The organism is Mycobacterium sp. ELW1 (assembly GCF_008329905.1).
GTDB lineage: Bacteria > Actinomycetota > Actinomycetes > Mycobacteriales > Mycobacteriaceae > Mycobacterium.
Window position 1 is genome coordinate 5,905,834 of the sequence record NZ_CP032155.1, and the last position, 15,806, is coordinate 5,921,639.

The 15,806-nt window shown below is 67.1% G+C and carries 17 protein-coding genes, 2 tRNA genes and 1 pseudogene; 12 read left to right on the plus strand and 8 right to left on the minus strand.

Going from position 1 to position 15,806, the window contains the following annotated elements:
* Positions 1-23 precede the first annotated feature (23 nt).
* From D3H54_RS28375 to D3H54_RS28385, 3 genes and pseudogenes are all read right to left on the minus strand, one after another.
* On the minus strand, positions 24-1,820 hold the full coding sequence (locus D3H54_RS28375) for a glycosyltransferase family 39 protein (protein WP_149383016.1): 1,797 nt from the start codon (positions 1,818-1,820) through the stop codon (positions 24-26).
* Positions 1,817-3,318: pseudogene (locus tag D3H54_RS28380) on the minus strand (sensor histidine kinase). The gene D3H54_RS28375 and the pseudogene D3H54_RS28380 overlap by 4 nt, the downstream one beginning before the upstream one ends.
* On the minus strand, positions 3,296-4,000 hold the full coding sequence (locus D3H54_RS28385; protein WP_149383802.1) for a response regulator transcription factor: 705 nt from the start codon (positions 3,998-4,000) through the stop codon (positions 3,296-3,298). Before D3H54_RS28385 ends, D3H54_RS28380 begins: the two are co-directional and overlap by 23 nt.
* Positions 4,001-4,160: 160 nt before the next feature.
* Between D3H54_RS28385 and D3H54_RS28390 the strand changes: the two genes are divergently transcribed.
* The 8 genes from D3H54_RS28390 to D3H54_RS28425 all read left to right on the plus strand — a co-directional run bounded on the left by D3H54_RS28390 (position 4,161) and on the right by D3H54_RS28425 (position 10,089).
* Complete coding sequence (locus D3H54_RS28390; RefSeq protein WP_149383017.1) at positions 4,161-4,631, plus strand: DUF4249 domain-containing protein; 471 nt, start codon at positions 4,161-4,163, stop codon at positions 4,629-4,631.
* 7 nt (positions 4,632-4,638) lie between these two features.
* Positions 4,639-5,016, plus strand: coding sequence for a DUF1622 domain-containing protein (locus D3H54_RS28395; protein ID WP_149383018.1), 378 nt, complete (start codon positions 4,639-4,641; stop codon positions 5,014-5,016).
* A gap of 26 nt (positions 5,017-5,042) precedes the next feature.
* The gene (locus D3H54_RS28400) at positions 5,043-6,359 is read left to right on the plus strand and encodes a threonine/serine exporter family protein (protein WP_149383019.1); all 1,317 of its coding nucleotides are present in this window, start codon (positions 5,043-5,045) and stop codon (positions 6,357-6,359) included.
* A 40-nt stretch (positions 6,360-6,399) separates the two neighbouring features.
* On the plus strand, positions 6,400-7,398 hold the full coding sequence (locus tag D3H54_RS28405) for a phosphotransferase family protein (protein ID WP_149383803.1): 999 nt from the start codon (positions 6,400-6,402) through the stop codon (positions 7,396-7,398).
* A complete protein-coding gene (locus D3H54_RS28410; RefSeq protein ID WP_149383020.1) occupies positions 7,395-8,573 on the plus strand; it encodes an acyl-CoA dehydrogenase family protein in 1,179 nt (392 codons plus the stop codon). The genes D3H54_RS28405 and D3H54_RS28410 overlap by 4 nt, the downstream gene beginning before the upstream one ends.
* A complete protein-coding gene (locus tag D3H54_RS28415; RefSeq protein WP_149383021.1) occupies positions 8,570-9,331 on the plus strand; it encodes an SDR family NAD(P)-dependent oxidoreductase in 762 nt (253 codons plus the stop codon). The genes D3H54_RS28410 and D3H54_RS28415 overlap by 4 nt, the downstream gene beginning before the upstream one ends.
* A 90-nt stretch (positions 9,332-9,421) precedes the next feature.
* A complete protein-coding gene (locus D3H54_RS28420; RefSeq protein WP_149383022.1) occupies positions 9,422-9,691 on the plus strand; it encodes a hypothetical protein in 270 nt (89 codons plus the stop codon).
* A gap of 134 nt (positions 9,692-9,825) precedes the next feature.
* Positions 9,826-10,089: a hypothetical protein gene (locus D3H54_RS28425; RefSeq protein WP_168214996.1), complete on the plus strand. Its 264-nt coding sequence runs from the start codon at positions 9,826-9,828 to the stop codon at positions 10,087-10,089.
* A gap of 11 nt (positions 10,090-10,100) precedes the next feature.
* Here D3H54_RS28425 and D3H54_RS28430 read toward each other — a convergent pair whose 3' ends face one another.
* Positions 10,101-10,295, minus strand: coding sequence for a three-helix bundle dimerization domain-containing protein (locus D3H54_RS28430; RefSeq protein WP_286199033.1), 195 nt, complete (start codon positions 10,293-10,295; stop codon positions 10,101-10,103).
* A gap of 71 nt (positions 10,296-10,366) precedes the next feature.
* Entirely contained in the window at positions 10,367-10,924 is a 558-nt protein-coding gene (locus D3H54_RS28435) for a TetR/AcrR family transcriptional regulator (protein ID WP_149383025.1), read from the minus strand.
* Positions 10,925-11,007: 83 nt separating this feature from the next.
* On the opposite strand from D3H54_RS28435, the gene D3H54_RS28440 reads away from it, so the two are divergent.
* Positions 11,008-11,415 (plus strand): hypothetical protein, encoded by a 408-nt coding sequence (locus tag D3H54_RS28440; protein ID WP_149383026.1) that lies wholly within the window; start codon positions 11,008-11,010, stop codon positions 11,413-11,415.
* Entirely contained in the window at positions 11,412-12,857 is a 1,446-nt protein-coding gene (locus D3H54_RS28445; protein WP_149383027.1) for an FAD-dependent oxidoreductase, read from the plus strand. The genes D3H54_RS28440 and D3H54_RS28445 overlap by 4 nt, the downstream gene beginning before the upstream one ends.
* A gap of 7 nt (positions 12,858-12,864) precedes the next feature.
* Here D3H54_RS28445 and D3H54_RS28450 read toward each other — a convergent pair.
* Both D3H54_RS28450 and D3H54_RS28455 read right to left on the minus strand, forming a co-directional pair.
* Positions 12,865-12,937 (minus strand) — tRNA-Arg (locus D3H54_RS28450).
* 41 nt (positions 12,938-12,978) lie between these two features.
* Positions 12,979-13,067 (minus strand) — tRNA-Ser (locus D3H54_RS28455).
* Between the two features lie 84 nt (positions 13,068-13,151).
* Here D3H54_RS28455 and hisC point away from each other — a divergent pair.
* On the plus strand, positions 13,152-14,222 hold the full coding sequence (gene hisC / locus D3H54_RS28460; protein ID WP_149383028.1) for a histidinol-phosphate transaminase: 1,071 nt from the start codon (positions 13,152-13,154) through the stop codon (positions 14,220-14,222).
* Here the strand turns inward: hisC and D3H54_RS28465 are convergent.
* Positions 14,212-14,799 (minus strand): TIGR03086 family metal-binding protein, encoded by a 588-nt coding sequence (locus D3H54_RS28465; RefSeq protein ID WP_149383029.1) that lies wholly within the window; start codon positions 14,797-14,799, stop codon positions 14,212-14,214. The two genes, hisC and D3H54_RS28465, sit on opposite strands and share 11 nt — an antisense overlap.
* Before the next feature lie 70 nt (positions 14,800-14,869).
* On the opposite strand from D3H54_RS28465, the gene cysK reads away from it, so the two are divergent.
* Complete coding sequence (gene cysK / locus D3H54_RS28470) at positions 14,870-15,805, plus strand: cysteine synthase A (RefSeq protein WP_149383030.1); 936 nt, start codon at positions 14,870-14,872, stop codon at positions 15,803-15,805.
* Position 15,806: the final 1 nt, after the last annotated feature.

The following is a 15,806-nucleotide window of genomic DNA, read 5'->3' on the forward strand; positions in this document are numbered from 1 at the left end:
GGTGAGGGCCCAATTTGTGTTTGCTATGCGGCGGCTGTGAATCCCTGCGACAGGTCGTAGACGGTGATCCCGTCGACCTCGCGGGACGTGAAATTCGCGCTCACCCAACGCTGGATCTGCTCGGCGGCGTCACTGCCCGACCGGTTGCCGAACATGAATCCGGGCATGTCAGAACGGATGAACCAGTGGATGCGGCGCCCAGTGACGTAGGCCTGGAACTGCTCGAGGGTCGGAGCGGGGTCGGTGCCGTTGAAGCCGCCGACGGCCATCACCGGCAATCCGGTCGCGAGCTGGTATCCGGCGGCGTTGCTCGAACCGACTACCGCTGCCGCCCAAGTGAATTGACCGGCATCCTGACGCAGTGAGGCCGTCAGCGCCGCACCCGGCCGAGGCGCGTCGAACATGCCGCCCGGCGGTCCGCCCTGCCCGCTCGACGGGCCCACCGACGGGATGGCACCGCTGTGCGGAGCGGCGACGGTGGCCAACGAGAACGCGACCGGTCCGGCCAGCGCGGCGACCACGGCCACCATCCCCACCCCCATGCCCACCCGGCGCGGCAGGCGTACCACCACCAGCAACAGCAGGGCACAGCCGATGGCGGTGACGACGACGGCCATCCGAAGCCACGGTAGCCACTGCGAATCACGCTGCAGCAGAAGGTAAGCCAGCACACCGGTGATGACAACCATCCCGGCCAATGTGGTGGCAGCGCGGATATCGGTGCGATGCCGCCACAGCAGTGCCGTGCCGATCGCCAGGCCGCCGCCGATCGCCGGCGCCAGCGCCACGGTGTAGTACGGGTGCAGGATGCCGTTGGCGAAGCTGAACACCACCGCGGTGACGACGAGCCAGCCGCTCCACAACAGCAGCGCGGCCCGGGTGACGTCGGTACGGGGTGCGCGGCGGGTGATCACCAGCCCGGCGACGATCGCGATGGCCGCGGCGGGCAGCAGCCAGGCGATGTGGGTGCCCATCTCTGCACCGAACAGCCGCGCCCACCCGACATCGGAGTTCATGTTGCCAAGGCCGCCGGTTTCCTCGCCGGTGATGCGGCCCAGACCGTTGTAGCCCAGTGCCAGCTCGAGGATCGAATTGTGCTGCGACCCACCGATATACGGCCGCGCCGTCGCAGGCCACACGGCGACCAGCAGTAGATACCAGCCACCGGACACCGCCAGGGCAGCCACCGCGGCCGCCAGGCGCACGAACCGTGTCCGCAGCGGCACCGCGGCGGCGAACAGAAAGACCGCACCGAGCGCGGGCAACACCAAGAAGGCTTGCATCATCTTGGCGAGGAAGCCGACGCCGATCGCCACTCCCGCCAGCGGCATCCACCACCACGCGGCGCCGTCGTCCAGTGCGCGCAGCGTGGCATAGGCGGCCACCACCAGCGAAAGGACCAGCAGCGCATCGGGATTGTTGAAGCGGAACATCAGCGCCGCGGCCGGGGTGAGCGCCAACACCGCACCGGCGAAGAGTCCCGCCCACGGTCCGCTGACTCGGCGCACGGCTGCGTAGAGCACCGCGACGGCCGCCACGCCGAACAGTGCCTGCGGCACCAGGATGCTCCAGGGATTGACCCCGAACACACGCGCCGACAGACCGGTCACCCACAACGCGGCAGGGGTCTTGTCGACGGTGATCGCATTGCCCGCGTCGCTGGACCCGAACAGCCAGGCCGTCCAGTTCTGCGCGCCGGCCTGCGCTGCCGCCGAATAGAACGGATTCGCCCAGCCGCTGGCGCCCAGGTTCCACATGTACAGCACGGCTGTGACGGCCAGCAGCACCGCGAGAGCACCATAGTGCTTGCTGCGGATCATGATTGGGCCGATCGCGGCAACCTCACCGTGAATTCGGTCAGACCCGGCACGCTGACCAGCTCGATGACCCCGCCGTGAGCCCGCACGACGGCCGACGCGATCGCCAGGCCGAGGCCGGTGGATCCGCCCTTACGGGATCTCGACGTGTCCCCGCGCGCGAATCGCTCGAACACCTCGGTCTGCAGCTCCGCCGGAATGCCCGGCCCGTCGTCGACCACCCGCAGCACCGCGGCGTCGGGCTCCGCGTGCAGCGACAACGTGACCGTCGTCCCGGGCGGGGTGTGCGTGCGGGCGTTGGCCAGCAGGTTGGCCACGACCTGATGCAGCCGGGCGTCGTCGCCGGTGACATACAGCGGATCCGACGGCACGTCGAGGTTCCACTCGTGGTCGGGTCCGGCGATGTGCGCGTCGCTGGCGACGTCGGCCGACAGCCGGGACAGGTCGACCGGCTCGCGTTCCAGCGGGCGCCCGGAGTCCAGCCGCGCCAGGAGCAGCAGGTCCTCGACGAGGTGGGTCATGCGTTCGGCCTCGGACTCCACCCGGCCCATCGCGTGCGCCACGTCGTCGGGCACCTGATCCCGTTTGCGTTGTGCCAGTTCGGTATAACCCCGGATGGCGGCCAGGGGGTGCGTAGCTCATGGCTGGCGTCCGCGACGAACTGACGCACCCGGCTCTCGCTGGCCTGCCGCGTCGACAGCGCGGTCGAGATGTGGTCGAGCATCCGATTCAGCGCGAGCCCCAGCCGGCCCACCTCCGTGTAGGGATTGGCATCGGTGTCCGAGACCCGCACGGGCAGTTCCACCTCGCCACGGTCCAACGGCAGGTTCGCCACCTCGCCCGCGGTGGCCACCACCCGGGTGAGCGGCGCCAGTGCACGACGGTTGATCACGATGCCGACGGTCGTCGCCACCGCCAGCGCCGCCAACGTCACCACCACGAAGGTCAGTGCCACCTGCAACAGCGTCGCGTTGAGATTGCCCAGGCTCAGCCCGATCACCAGCGTCTCACCGGTCACCCTGCTGCGAACCGCCATCACCCGGTAGTCGCCGAGGCCGTCGAGATTGCGCGTCACCGGGCGGCGTTGGTCGGCGTTGCGGGTGAGTTCGGCTGTCGCGCCGGACGGTACCTGCGCGCGCACGCCGCCCGGACCGAGCAGCCCGGCGTCGCTTGCGGTGCCGTTGGTGATCACAGCCGCGACCATCCCGATCGGTTGTCCCGGCGCGTCCAGGAACTGCGGCCCCGGCCCGGGCCGCGGCCACGGTGGCCGGTTTTCGCGGAATGCCGGCGGCAGCGGTGGTGGCGGTGGCTCGCCGTAGATGATGGCCGACCGGTGCGCGGTCTCGCGCAGCTGATTGTCGACCTCGCCGATCAAATACTGGTGCAGCGCAAGGATTGTCACCGCACCGATACCGACGCAGACAACCAGCAGCAGACACAGCTGACCGATCAGCAGCCGCGCACTGAGCGACCGCGTGTTAGCTCGCAGGTTTGAGAACATAGCCCGCGCCGCGCAACGTATGGATCATCGGGTCGCGGCCGCTGTCGATCTTCTTGCGCAGGTATGAGATGTACAGCTCGACGATGTTGGACCGACCGCCGAAGTCATAGCTCCAAACCCGGTCCAGGATCTGGGCTTTCGACAACACCCGCTTGGGGTTGCGCATCAGGAAGCGGAGCAATTCGAACTCGGTGGATGTCAGCGAGACCGGTTCACCGCCTCGGGTCACCTCGTGGCTGTCCTCGTCGAGCACCAGATCACCGACGACGATCTGGGCGCCGCTGTCCTCGGTGGTCACGCCGGTACGACGCAGCAGGGCCCGCAGCCGCAACACGACCTCTTCGATGGAGAACGGCTTGGTGACGTAGTCGTCGCCGCCCGCCGTCAGCCCGGCGATGCGATCCTCCAACGCGTCTTTGGCGGTCAACAGCAGCACCGGCAGTTGGGGGTTCTGTTCGCGCAGCTTGCGCAGTACATCCAGGCCGCTCATGTCGGGCAACATGATGTCGAGCACCACGGCGTCCGGCCGCGCGCTGCGGGCCGCGGTGATCGCCGACGCGCCGTCGGCGGCGGTGGCGATGGTCCAGCCCTCGTAGCGCAGCGCCATCGACACCATCTCGGCCAGCACTGCCTCGTCGTCCACCACCAGCACCGTGATCGGGTTTCCGTCGGCTCGGCGCATCACGACACGTTCCGCCGCTGAAGAGGTCATGTACTCCAGTATGAGAGCGGCGATGAGTGGTTCCTATGGCGTTCCTATGCCCCCGCTGTGAAACGTGATGCACAGATCGGGCTGATCGCGCGCACAGCGGACACACAGCTCGGCTGCCCACCGTGGTGGCATGAGTGTCGAACAGCAGCCTGTGTGGGGTGCACCCGCGGAGCACCCCAAGACCTGGTCAACCCGCACGACGGCGGCTGCCGTCGGGATCGCCGCCGCACTTGCCGCGGTCGGTGGCGTGGTGGTCTACGCCGCGGCCGGCAGCGGTGACGGGCACGCGGGCGGCCCGCCCGGATGGGGTGGCGGCGGCCCGGGCGGCCCGGGCGGGTCGCAGCGGTCGCTGCACGGCGAGAGCGTCGTCTCCGACGGCAAAGGCGGATTCAGCACCGAACTGACCCAGACCGGTGACGTCACCGCCGCGTCCGACAGCTCGGTGACGGTGCGCTCCCAGGACGGCTTCAGCCAGACCTATGTGCTGAACACCGACACCCGAAAGCCACCGCAGCCGCTGCAGACCGGTACGCAGGTGTCGGTTCGCGCGACCGAACAGGACGGCGCGGCAACAGCGACGATGGTGATGCCCGCCAGATAATTTGGCGGTGAACTTTTTCGAGGTCATCGAGACGGTGGGCAAGGCGATCGACGCGACGGGGGTCGCCGTGATCGCGATCGGCGCACTGCTCTCGGCCAGCGGTGTGCTGCGCCGGTTGCGGACCGGCGACGCCTACCGGGCGTTCCGCCAGCAGCTCGGCCGATCGATCCTGCTGGGGCTGGAGCTTCTGGTCGCCGCCGACATCATCAGGACCGTCGCGGTGACCCCGGACGCCCGCAGCGTGGCGGTGCTGGCCGGCATCGTGCTGATCCGGACGTTCCTGAGTTTCTCGCTGGAGTTGGAGATCACCGGCTACTGGCCGTGGCAGAAGAACCGCCAGCCTCAGGCCGCGCCGGATCCCGCCGGCCAGTCAGCCACGACGTGACGCCACCAGTTCGCAAGGATGCGGGTATGGACGACAAGCGACGGGCTCGGCGCACACGGATCTTCGACGCGATCCGCAAGATTCCCCCGGAGCCGCTCGGTCCGCCGGACTCACACGACCAGGTCGAAGTGGCGGCGATGCTGCGGGAGATCGGCATCGCCCTGCTCGAAGTCGAGCAGCCTACTCAGCTGGTGTACGCCCGCTTGCTGGAAATCGCCGCGCAGTACACCACCGCGCCGGTGCGCATCGTCGTGCTCCCCACTGTGTTGATGATCCAGGTGGGCACCGTCGCCTACGAGGTGGACACCTCGACGACCTACTCGGTGCAGCTGAACATGGCCGGCCGCATCGACGACATCGCCAGTCTGGCGTCCGTCGGGGCGATCACACCCGCCGATGCGGTCGAGTCGACCAAGCGGGCACGCGCCCTGCGTCCGCGATTCGGCCCGATCGCGACGACCCTCGGATATGCCGTCACCACAGTCGGTTTCGGCATGGTCATCAATCCCACCTGGGCCTCGCTGCCGGGTTACGTATTCCTCGGCCTGGTGGTCGGCGCGATAGCCCAACTCGGGCGCCCGTTCCCGTCGCTCAGCCCGGTTCTGCCCACGCTGGCCGCGATGATCGTGACGATGCTGGCGACGTGGTTTGTGGCCGATACCGCGAATGACGGTCTGCTGCGGGTGATCGCCCCGGCCCTGGTGGCGATGCTGCCGGGCATGTCGCTGACGATCGGCGCGATGGAGCTGGCCAGTAACCAGCTGATCGGCGGCACCAGCCGGCTGGTCTACGGCATCGCTCAGCTGGCGCTTCTGGTGTTCGGCGTCGCGTTGGGTGTGCATGTCGCCGGGGAGGTGCTTCCGCAGACACCGTCGACGCAGATGGGTCCGTGGGCGCTGTATGTGGCGATCATCGTGGTGGGGTTCGGGTTGTACGTCTATCTGTCCGCACCGAAGGGCTCGCTGGTGTGGTTGATGGCCGCGATTGCAGTCGCGCTGGTCGGCCAGGCGATCGCCGGAAAGTTCGTGGCGGCAGCCTATTCCGGTTTCATCGGCGCCTTCCTGACGGTGCCGTTCGCGATGCTGGCATCGCGAATCAAGACCTCACCCCCGGCGATCGTGATGATGCTCGCGGCGTTCTGGGCGCTGGTGCCCGGCGCGCTGAGCTTCGAGTCGGTGAGTCAGGCCGCCACCGGCGGCAACATCGGCGTGGCCAGCCTCGGCGTGACCGGAGCGGCGATTCTGTCCATCGCGCTGGGCACGGTGATCGGCTGGAGCGTGTTCCGCACCATCGACAGCAGGTTGCCCTGGCCGAAGGGATTGGCTCAACCAACCGTACGGTAGGTTCTCCTGGGTGGATGAGCTGAGCGCGGTCAGCGCATGGATGTCGGAGCGGGGCCTGGGTGACGGCCCGCTCGAAAACGTCTCCGAAATCACCGGCGGCACCCAGAACGTCATGCTCCGTTTCACCCGCTCGGACCGCGAGTACGTGTTCCGCCGAGGACCCCGCCACTTACGCCCGGTGAGCAACAAGGTGATCCTGCGCGAGACCCGGGTGCTGCACGCGCTGGCCGGTACCGATGTCCCCCACCCGCGACTGATCGCGGTGTGCGACGACACCGCCGTCCTCGGCGATGCGGTGTTCTATCTGATGGAGCCCGTCGACGGGTTCAACGCCGGCTCGATGCTGCCGCCGCTGCACGCCGGTGACGCCGGCATCCGGCACGGGATGGGACTGTCGATGGCGGAGGCGGCAGCCAAGCTCGGCGCCGTCGACCACGTCGCGGTCGGCCTCGCCGACTTCGGGAAGCCGGACGGATTCCTGGAACGCCAAGTGCCGCGGTGGCTTTCCGAGCTGGAGTCCTACAGCGGGTTCGACAACTATCCGGGACCCGACATCGGCGACGTCGACGCCGTGGCCACCTGGCTGCAGCAGAAGCAACCCACCGACTGGCAGCCAGGCATCATGCACGGCGACTACCACGCCGCCAACGTGATGTTCTCGCCGACCGGCCCCGAGGTGGTGGCCATCGTCGACTGGGAGATGTGCACCATCGGCGACCCGCTGTTGGATCTGGCGTGGATGCTGGCCACCTGGTATTCGCCCGGCCGCGATTCGGTGCTGGGCAACGCCCTCATGGGCGCCGACGGCCTGGCCACCCCCGACGAGCTGATCGAGCGGTACGCACAGAACACCACCCGCGACCTGTCCAACATCGACTGGTACACGGTGCTGGCGTGTTTCAAACTCGGCATCATCCTCGAGGGATCGAATGCCCGTGCCGCTGCAGGGTTGGCACCCAAAGAAGTTGGCGACCATCTACACATCGCGACAGTGCGCTTGTTCGAGCGCGCCCTAGCTCTCATGGAGGGACAACGATGATCGATTTCGAGATTCCCGACGACCTGGCCGCGCTGCGCGACGAGATCCGCGCGTTCGTCGTCGAGAAAATCGTTCCCTACGAACGAGATCCACGCGTCACCCGGCACGGACCCAACGAGGACCTGCGCACCGAGCTGGTGGGGCTGGCCCGCGATGCCGGCCTGCTCACGTTCCAGGCCCCGCACCGCTTCGGCGGCCGTGAACCGTCGCATCGCGAGCAGGCGGTGCTGTTCGAGGCGGCCGGCTGGTCGACGCTGGGTCCGGTCGCGCTGAACTGCGCGGCACCCGACGAGGGCAACATGTACCTGCTGTCCAAGATCGCGACCGAGGAGCAGGCCGACGAGTTCCTGGTCCCGGTGATCGACGGCCGCCAGCGCTCGGTGTTCGCGATGACCGAACCTGGTGGTGCCGGATCCGACCCGAATCAGCTTGCCACCGAAGCGGTTTTCGACGGCACCGACTACGTGATCAACGGGCGCAAGTGGCTGATCACCGGAGCCAACAAAGCGCGGACGTGGATCATCATGGCGCGAGTTGCGCCGAATGCGCACGGTCCCGACGGCCCGACCCTGTTCCTGTGCGACGGCAACACGCCCGGCATCGAGCTCGAGCGCGTGATGGACACCATGGACCGCAATTACGTCGAGGGGCACGGCGTCGTGCTGTTCAACGACTTGCGGCTGCCGGCCGCCACCGTCCTGGGCGAGGTGGGACAGGCACTGCGCTACGCCCAATTGCGGCTGGCGCCGGCGCGTTTGACGCACTGCATGCGTTGGCTGGGCGCGGCATCGCGAGCACAGTCGATCGCAATCGAACATGCCCGCACCCGAACGGGCTTCGGCAAGCCGCTCGGCGAACACCAGGGCGTCAGCTTCATGCTGGCCGACAACGAGATCGCCCTGCAGCAGTGCCGGCTGGCCATCTGGTGGGCGTGCTGGACGTTGGACGGCGGAGCCAAGGGGCGCCACGAAAGCTCGATGGTCAAGGCTTACGTGTCCGAGGAACTGTTCAAGGTGGCCGACCGCTGCGTGCAGATCCTGGGCGGTATGGGCATCTCCGACGAAACCCCGGTTGGTGCAATCTTTTCCGACATGCGGGCGTTCCGGCTCTATGACGGTCCCACCGAAGTCCACAAGTACGCGATCGCCCGCCAGGTGCTGAGGAACCCGTCATGAGCATCCTTGATTCGTTCCGGCTCGACGACAAGGTCGTCATCGTGACCGGCGCGTCGTCCGGTTTGGGCGTGTCGTTCGCGCAGGCCTTCGCCGAGGCGGGTGCCCACCTGGTGCTCGGCGCACGACGGGTCGAGCAGATGGCGGGCACCGCGGCCCTCGTCGAAGAGGCGGGCCGCAAGGTGTACACCCGCAAAACCGATGTCGTCGATCCCGATCAGTGCCAACAACTCGTCGAGTCGGCGATGAAGGTGTTCGGCCGAGTGGACGTCTTGGTCAACAATGCCGGCGTGGGAACCGCGGTGCCGGCCACCCGCGAGACGCCTGAACAGTTCCGCAAGGTCGTCGACGTCAACCTCAACGGTTCGTACTGGATGGCACAGGCGTGCGGCCGCGTCATGCAGGCCGGAAGCTCAATCATCAATATTTCCAGCATTCTTGGCATCACCACGGGTGGTCTGCCGCAGGCCGCGTACAGCGCGTCCAAGGCAGGCGTGATCGGGCTTACCCGGGATCTGGCCCAACAGTGGGGGCCGCGCAAGGGAATTCGCGTCAATGCCCTGGCTCCTGGCTTTTTCCAGAGCGAGATGACCGACGAATATCAGCCCGGCTACCTGGACACACAGCTACCGCGAGTGATGGTGGGCAGGATGGGTGATCCCGTCGAATTGGCCGCTACCGCAGTGTGGCTGGCCTCGCCGGCCGGCGGTTATGTGACGGGACAGACAATTATCGTCGACGGCGGCCTCACGATCACCTAGTGATCACGATCACGCAGCGATTCGGGGCCTCTCAGTACTCTCACACGATTGAGACACCCGCCTTTAAGAAGTATCTGGGACTCTCAAGCCATGTGGTTGAACCTGTACCTGGTGTCGGCGGTCATCGCGGCCGTTGGCGCCTGGCTGATCAGCCCACACTTTCAGTCCTACGATCCCCCGAGTGACATCGTCCGCGGACTCTGTTCTGCCGTCGCCGGCGCGCTGTGGCCCATCATCGTGGTTGGGGCCGCTCAAATAATGGCCGTGCGCTACATCGCGCGCCGCCTGAGTGCGCCACGCGTCGAAGCGGTGGATCTGGCTCCGCTCATCGCGCTGCCGAACGCCGGCCTGCGTTCCTGATCGCAGGTCGGTTCGACTCGCCGCGAATTTGCGTCGTATAAGCGGCACCTCCGGACGAAATCGGCGACTATTGACGCCTATCGAAGAGGAGATCGTCCGTGATGGTGCGCGAAAGACTGGTATCGGCAGGCCTTGTGACTGTCACGATGGCCGCGATCATGCTCTCGGCGGCCGCGACGGCCGCGGCTGACGACTCGGGCAGCGGGCTGTTGTGGCCGGATCCCAACGAGCCGTACTACTGGGATGACAACGAGAACCCCGGCAGTACCGGACCCGCACCGCTACCGACCGACGACCTGTACTGGAAGGAAGGTCAGGATGCCGGCGGCACGGGCAATGCGCCCCAGCCGAGCGGTCCTGAGTACACCGACGAGGGTGAGAACGCGGGGGCGGTCTAGCCCACGCGGGGTTACGACGACCAGACGAGCAGCGATTCGCTGCGGGAGAGTTCTTTTCGCGCCCGACGCTCGACCAGCAGGGGAACGAACTCGCGGATCGTGCTGTCGTGGAAGTGATTGTGGGCGTTGGCAACCGTCTGCGCTACATCGTCACGAGGGACGTCGGAATAGGTGGCCGCCAGGCGGTCGATGACCTGCTCGATCAATATAACTTCACTTACGTTTCCCACCCTGTTAACTCTGAGCCATGGGATCGGCGCCGTCAATTTGACGTCCGTCACGGCGCCGGGTCACTGAGGTAGTGCGCCACTACCGGCCGCAACCACTCCGCAAGCGTTGCGTCATCCATGGCCACAAGCGGCGGTAGCCCCAATACGTAGCGTCCGACCGCCAGACCCAGCATCTGCGAGCCGACGAGTGCGGCGCGCTCCGCCGGCCGGTCCGGCACCACGGCGGCCAGGGCAGGGCTCACCTGGTCGACGAACACGCCGAGCAGCGCATCGGCGGCGAGCCTGTTCGTGGCCGCAGAGCGCAGCAGCGGCAGAAACGGGCCGTGCGGTCCCCACACTTCGACGAATAGCGGAAGCACCAGGTCGACGACGCGCTCGGGCGCGACGCCGGCAAGGTCCGGGAAGGTGATCGCGAGTCGCGACGCGGCCGCGAAGAGCTCGGACTTGGTGCCGAAGTAGTGCATGACCAGAGCCGGATCCACTCCGGCCGCCGACGCGATCGACCGGATGGTCGTGCGCTCGAAGCCCCGTTCACCGAATTGAGAGCGGGCTTCGGCCAGGATCCGCGATCGGGTCGCCTGACCGTCGCGCGACTTCACCGTCATTTCGGCAGTCTATTCAACAACTGTTGATATCTCCAAGTCGTCGACCTAGCGTCGAGTTCAACAACTGTTGAGGAGGCATCGACATGACCGTCACTGCCATACAGATCGGACTCGATCCCGACGTGATCGACTACTCGTCCCCAGACTTCACCCAGTTCCGCGGCCTGTCGAAGGACGGGCTTCGCGCCGCCAACGACGAGAACGTGTCGGCGCTGCGGGCCGCCGGCTATGAGGTCGACAACTGCCTGATCGACGTCGGTGAAGCCGGCGTCGAGACTGCCCGGCAGTGGCTCGGCGCCAAGCGCTACGACGCGGTGCTGATCGGCGCGGGCGTGCGCCTGGTCGCCAGCAACACCCTGCTTTTCGAGTCCATCGTCAACGCCGCCCACGTGGCCCAACCGGGCTGCCGGTTCGTCTTCAACCAGGCGGCCAAGGCCACCCCCGACGACATCCGTCGCTGGTACCCCGATCCGGAAGGAGCGCTGCGATGACCGACCATGACGTCGACGTACTTGTCGTAGGAGCCGGGCCCGCCGGCTTGACCGCCGCCGGCGATCTGGCCCGGGCCGGCTGCTCGGTGACCGTCCTGGAGCGCTGGGCCACGATCAACCCGTCGAGCCGGGCGTTCGCGGCGATGGCCCGCACGCTCGAAGTGCTCGACGCACGCGGACTGGCCGAGAACGTGCTGACACAAGGCCAGCACGCGCAGCAGATCCGGATCTTCGGCGACGCACGTCTTGATCTGACTCATCTGGACTCGCCCTACCGCTTCGTGCTGATCACTCCGCAGACCAACGTCGACGCCGCACTCGCCGGCTATGCCGAAGCCCACGGCGCCGACATCCGGCGCGGTATCGAGGTGGTCGATCTGGTGCAGGACGAGGCCGGCGTAACCATCACCGCGCGGGCGCACGACGGAGCCGGACCGCTGATGCGGTTCCGGTCCAAGTACGCGATCGGGGCAGACGGCGCGCACAGCACAGTGCGCCGGCTGGTCGGGGCGGAGTTCCCCGGCAACACCCTGCTGTCGTCAGTGGTGCTGGCCGACGTGAAACTGGCGCACGGGCCCGATGACGGGCTGAAGCTGGGCAACACCCGGCAGGTGTTCGGATTCCTCGCACCGTACGGCCGCGGTGACGCCGACGGCGCGTGGTACCGCGCGATGGTGTGGGACCGCCACCATCAGGTGCCTGACACCGAGCCGGTGGACAACGCTGAGGTGATCACGGTTCTGAACCGGGCCTTCAAGGCAGATGTGGGCGTGCTCGAGATCAGCTGGAAGTCCCGATTCCATTGCGACGAAAGGCAAGTCGCACAGTATCGGCACGGTCGGGTATTCCTGGCCGGCGACGCCGCGCACGTGCACTCCCCCGTCGGCGGGCAGGGGATGAACACCGGGATTCAAGACGCGGCCAACCTCGCCTGGAAGCTGGCCGCGGTGCTGGGCGGCGCCGACGACAGCCTGTTGGACAGCTACCAGGAGGAGCGTCATCCGATCGGCCGCCGGGTGGTGTTGCAATCCGGGGTGATGACGCGTGCGGTGACGCTGTATCCGCGGGTGGCGAGGGCGATGCGAAACTTGCTGGCACCCAGGCTTCTTCGAGTGCCGATCGTGCGCGACGCCATGGCGGGCAGCTTCGCGGGGACCGGGCTTCGGTACGGCCGCCGGGGACCGGTGGGCACCCGGGCAACACAGATACCGCTGGCCGAGGGCCGGCTGACCGAGCTGCAGCGCACGCCATGGTTCGTGCTGATCCGCGAGCGCGGGGCGGATCCCGTCGAGGTGACCGGGGTGCTCCAGGCCGAGCGGACCGACGACGGCCCCGCGGTGTTGGTGCGGCCGGACGGCTACATCGCGTGGGTGGGGTCGTCAGCCGGCGAGGGCTGGCGGGATGTACTCAGGGAGTGGATGCCGACGCATGCGTCGGTGTGATGCGAAGTGCGCCCGAAGGGATTCGAACCCCTAACCTTCTGATCCGTAGTCAGATGCTCTATCCGTTGAGCTACGGGCGCCGTTCTGTCTTCAGTTGTCGTGGCTGACGAATCAGCCGCGGCGGAGGCGAGAGGATTTGAACCTCCGGTCCCCTGTAAGGGGGACAACTCATTAGCAGTGAGTCCCATTCGGCCGCTCTGGCACGCCTCCTGAACTACCTGAGCGTACCGGAGCCTGACTGATGCCCCGAACCGCCGATGGATGAGAGTACACAGCCCACTTAGACTTGGACAAATGACTGCCCGCCTGCGCCCTGAACTGGCCGATCTACCGGCCTACACCCCGGGTAAGACGGTGCCGGGCGCCATCAAGCTGGCCAGCAATGAAACCGTGCACGGGCCGCTGCCCAGCGTGCGCGAGGCGATCGCCGCATCGGCCGAAACCATCAACCGCTACCCCGACAACGGCTACGTGGAGCTCAAGGAGCACCTGGCCAAGCATCTGAGCAAGGATGGGCCGTTCGCCCCCGAGAACATCGCCGTCGGCTGCGGATCGGTGAGCCTGTGCCAGCAGCTCATTCAGATCACCGCCTCTGTCGGTGACGAGGTGGTCTTCGGCTGGCGCAGCTTCGAGATCTACCCGCTGCAGGTCCGGGTCGCCGGCGCCACCGCTGTCCAGGTGCCGCTGCGCGACTACACGTTCGACCTCGAGGCCATGCTCGCCGCGATCACCGACCGCACGCGTCTGATCTTCGTCTGCAACCCCAACAACCCGACCTCCACCGTCGTGGACCCCGACGCGCTCGCCCGGTTCGTCGCCGCCGTGCCGTCCGACATTCTCATCGCCATCGACGAGGCCTACGTCGAGTACATTCGCGACGGGATGCTGCCCGACAGCCTCGGACTGGTCCGGAACCATTCCAACGTCGTTGTGCTGCGCACCTTTTCGAAAGCCTACGGGCTGGCAGGGCTGCGGATCGGCTACGCCGTCGGTGATCCCGACATCATCACCGCACTGGGCAAGGTCTACGTGCCGTTCACCGCGACCACCGTCTCGCAGGCCGCGGCGATCGCTTCGGTGAATGCCGCTGACGAACTGCTGGCCCGCACCGACGCCGTGGTCGCCGAACGCCGCCGGGTCTGCGCCGCACTCACCGACCTCGGCTACCGCTTCCCGCCGTCGCAGGCGAACTTCGTGTGGCTGCCGCTGACGCCGGAGGAGACGCCCGACTTCGTCGAGAAGGCCGCCGACGACCGCGTCCTGGTGCGCCCCTACGGCACCGACGGCGTCCGGGTGACGATCGGCGCACCCGAGGAGAACGACGCGTTCCTGGCCTTCGCCCGAAATTGGATCGCTACCCGCTGACCGGTGTCCTGCCGGTGAAGGCGACCAGCCGGTCCAGTTTGGGCGCGTGCCGGCCGACGTCGACCGGGTCGTCGAAACCGGCCCTGACACGGCCCTCCGGGGTGATGATGCGGTGCGCCAGGCCCGACACGTACTCGGCCAACGAATCCGGGACATCGATCGGACGGCCGATCGACGACGCGTAATCCCACGCGTGGATCAGGAACTCGACCGACAGGATGCCGGCCATGTACTGCGCGGGCGCTTCGTTCTCGCCGAACGGGACCGTGCCGTCCAGTCCACGGCGCCGCCAGGCGTCCAACGCCGGCCGGGCCGCAGCGATCACCTGGCGCTCGACGGAGTCATCGCGGTTGCGCTCCGGGAATTGCGCACCGGCCGCACCACCCAGCAGCGTGATCGAGTTCAGCAGGTGATCGGTGAGCCCGGCAACGTCGAATTCGCGGCACGGCGTCTGCTTATTTAAATCATCGGAAGCAATACCGTGCAGCACTTGTTGGAGAACCTGTAGTGATGCTTCAGCACTGGCCAGTTCGTCGGTGGGCGGAGCTTCCGGTCCTGAGGTCAGTTCGTCAGCCATGCCCCAACCGTACGACCAGCGGCCGACAGAATAGTGTTCGGTGGGGTGCCACGAGGAAGGGACGCGCAGCATGGGCAAGATCTATGACAACGTCACCGAGCTGGTCGGCAATACGCCGCTGGTGCGGCTCAACCGCTTGACCGAGGGCCTCGATGCCGAGGTCGCGGTCAAGCTCGAGTTCTACAACCCGGCCAACAGCGTCAAGGACCGCATCGGCGTGGCGATCATCGACGCGGCGGAGGCCTCCGGTGAGCTGAAGCCCGGCGGCACGATCGTCGAGGCCACCAGCGGCAACACCGGCATCGCGCTGGCGATGGTCGGCGCGGCCCGCGGCTACAAGGTGATCCTGACGATGCCGGAGACGATGTCGACCGAGCGCCGGGTGATGCTGCGTGCCTACGGCGCCGAGATCGTGCTCACCCCCGGCTCCGAAGGCATGGCCGGTGCGGTGGAGAAGTCCCGCCAGATCATCGCCGAAACCAACAACGCCGTCTCGGCGAACCAGTTCGGGAACCCGGCCAACCCGGCGATCCACGAGAAGACCACCGCAGAAGAAGTCTGGAACGACACCGACGGCAAGGTCGACATCTTCGTCGCGGGCATCGGCACCGGCGGGACCGTCACCGGGGTGGGACACGTGCTCAAAGCGCGCAAGCCCGGCATCCAGATCGTCGGAGTCGAGCCCAAGGACTCGCCGCTGCTGACCGAAGGCAAGGCCGGCCCGCACAAGATCCAGGGCATGGGAGCCAACTTCGTTCCCGACGTGCTCGATCGCGGCGCCTACGACGAGATCGTCGACGTCGAACTCGACGACGCCATCAGGGTCGCCCGGGACCTGGGAACCGCGGAAGGCATTCTGGGCGGCATCTCGTCCGGCGCGATCGTGTGGGCCGCCCTGGAAATCGCCAAGCGTCCGGAGAACGCCGGCAAACTCATCGTTGCCATCGTGTGTGACTACGGCGAGCGCTACATCTCCACACCGCTTTTCGAGCACATCAGGGACTGAC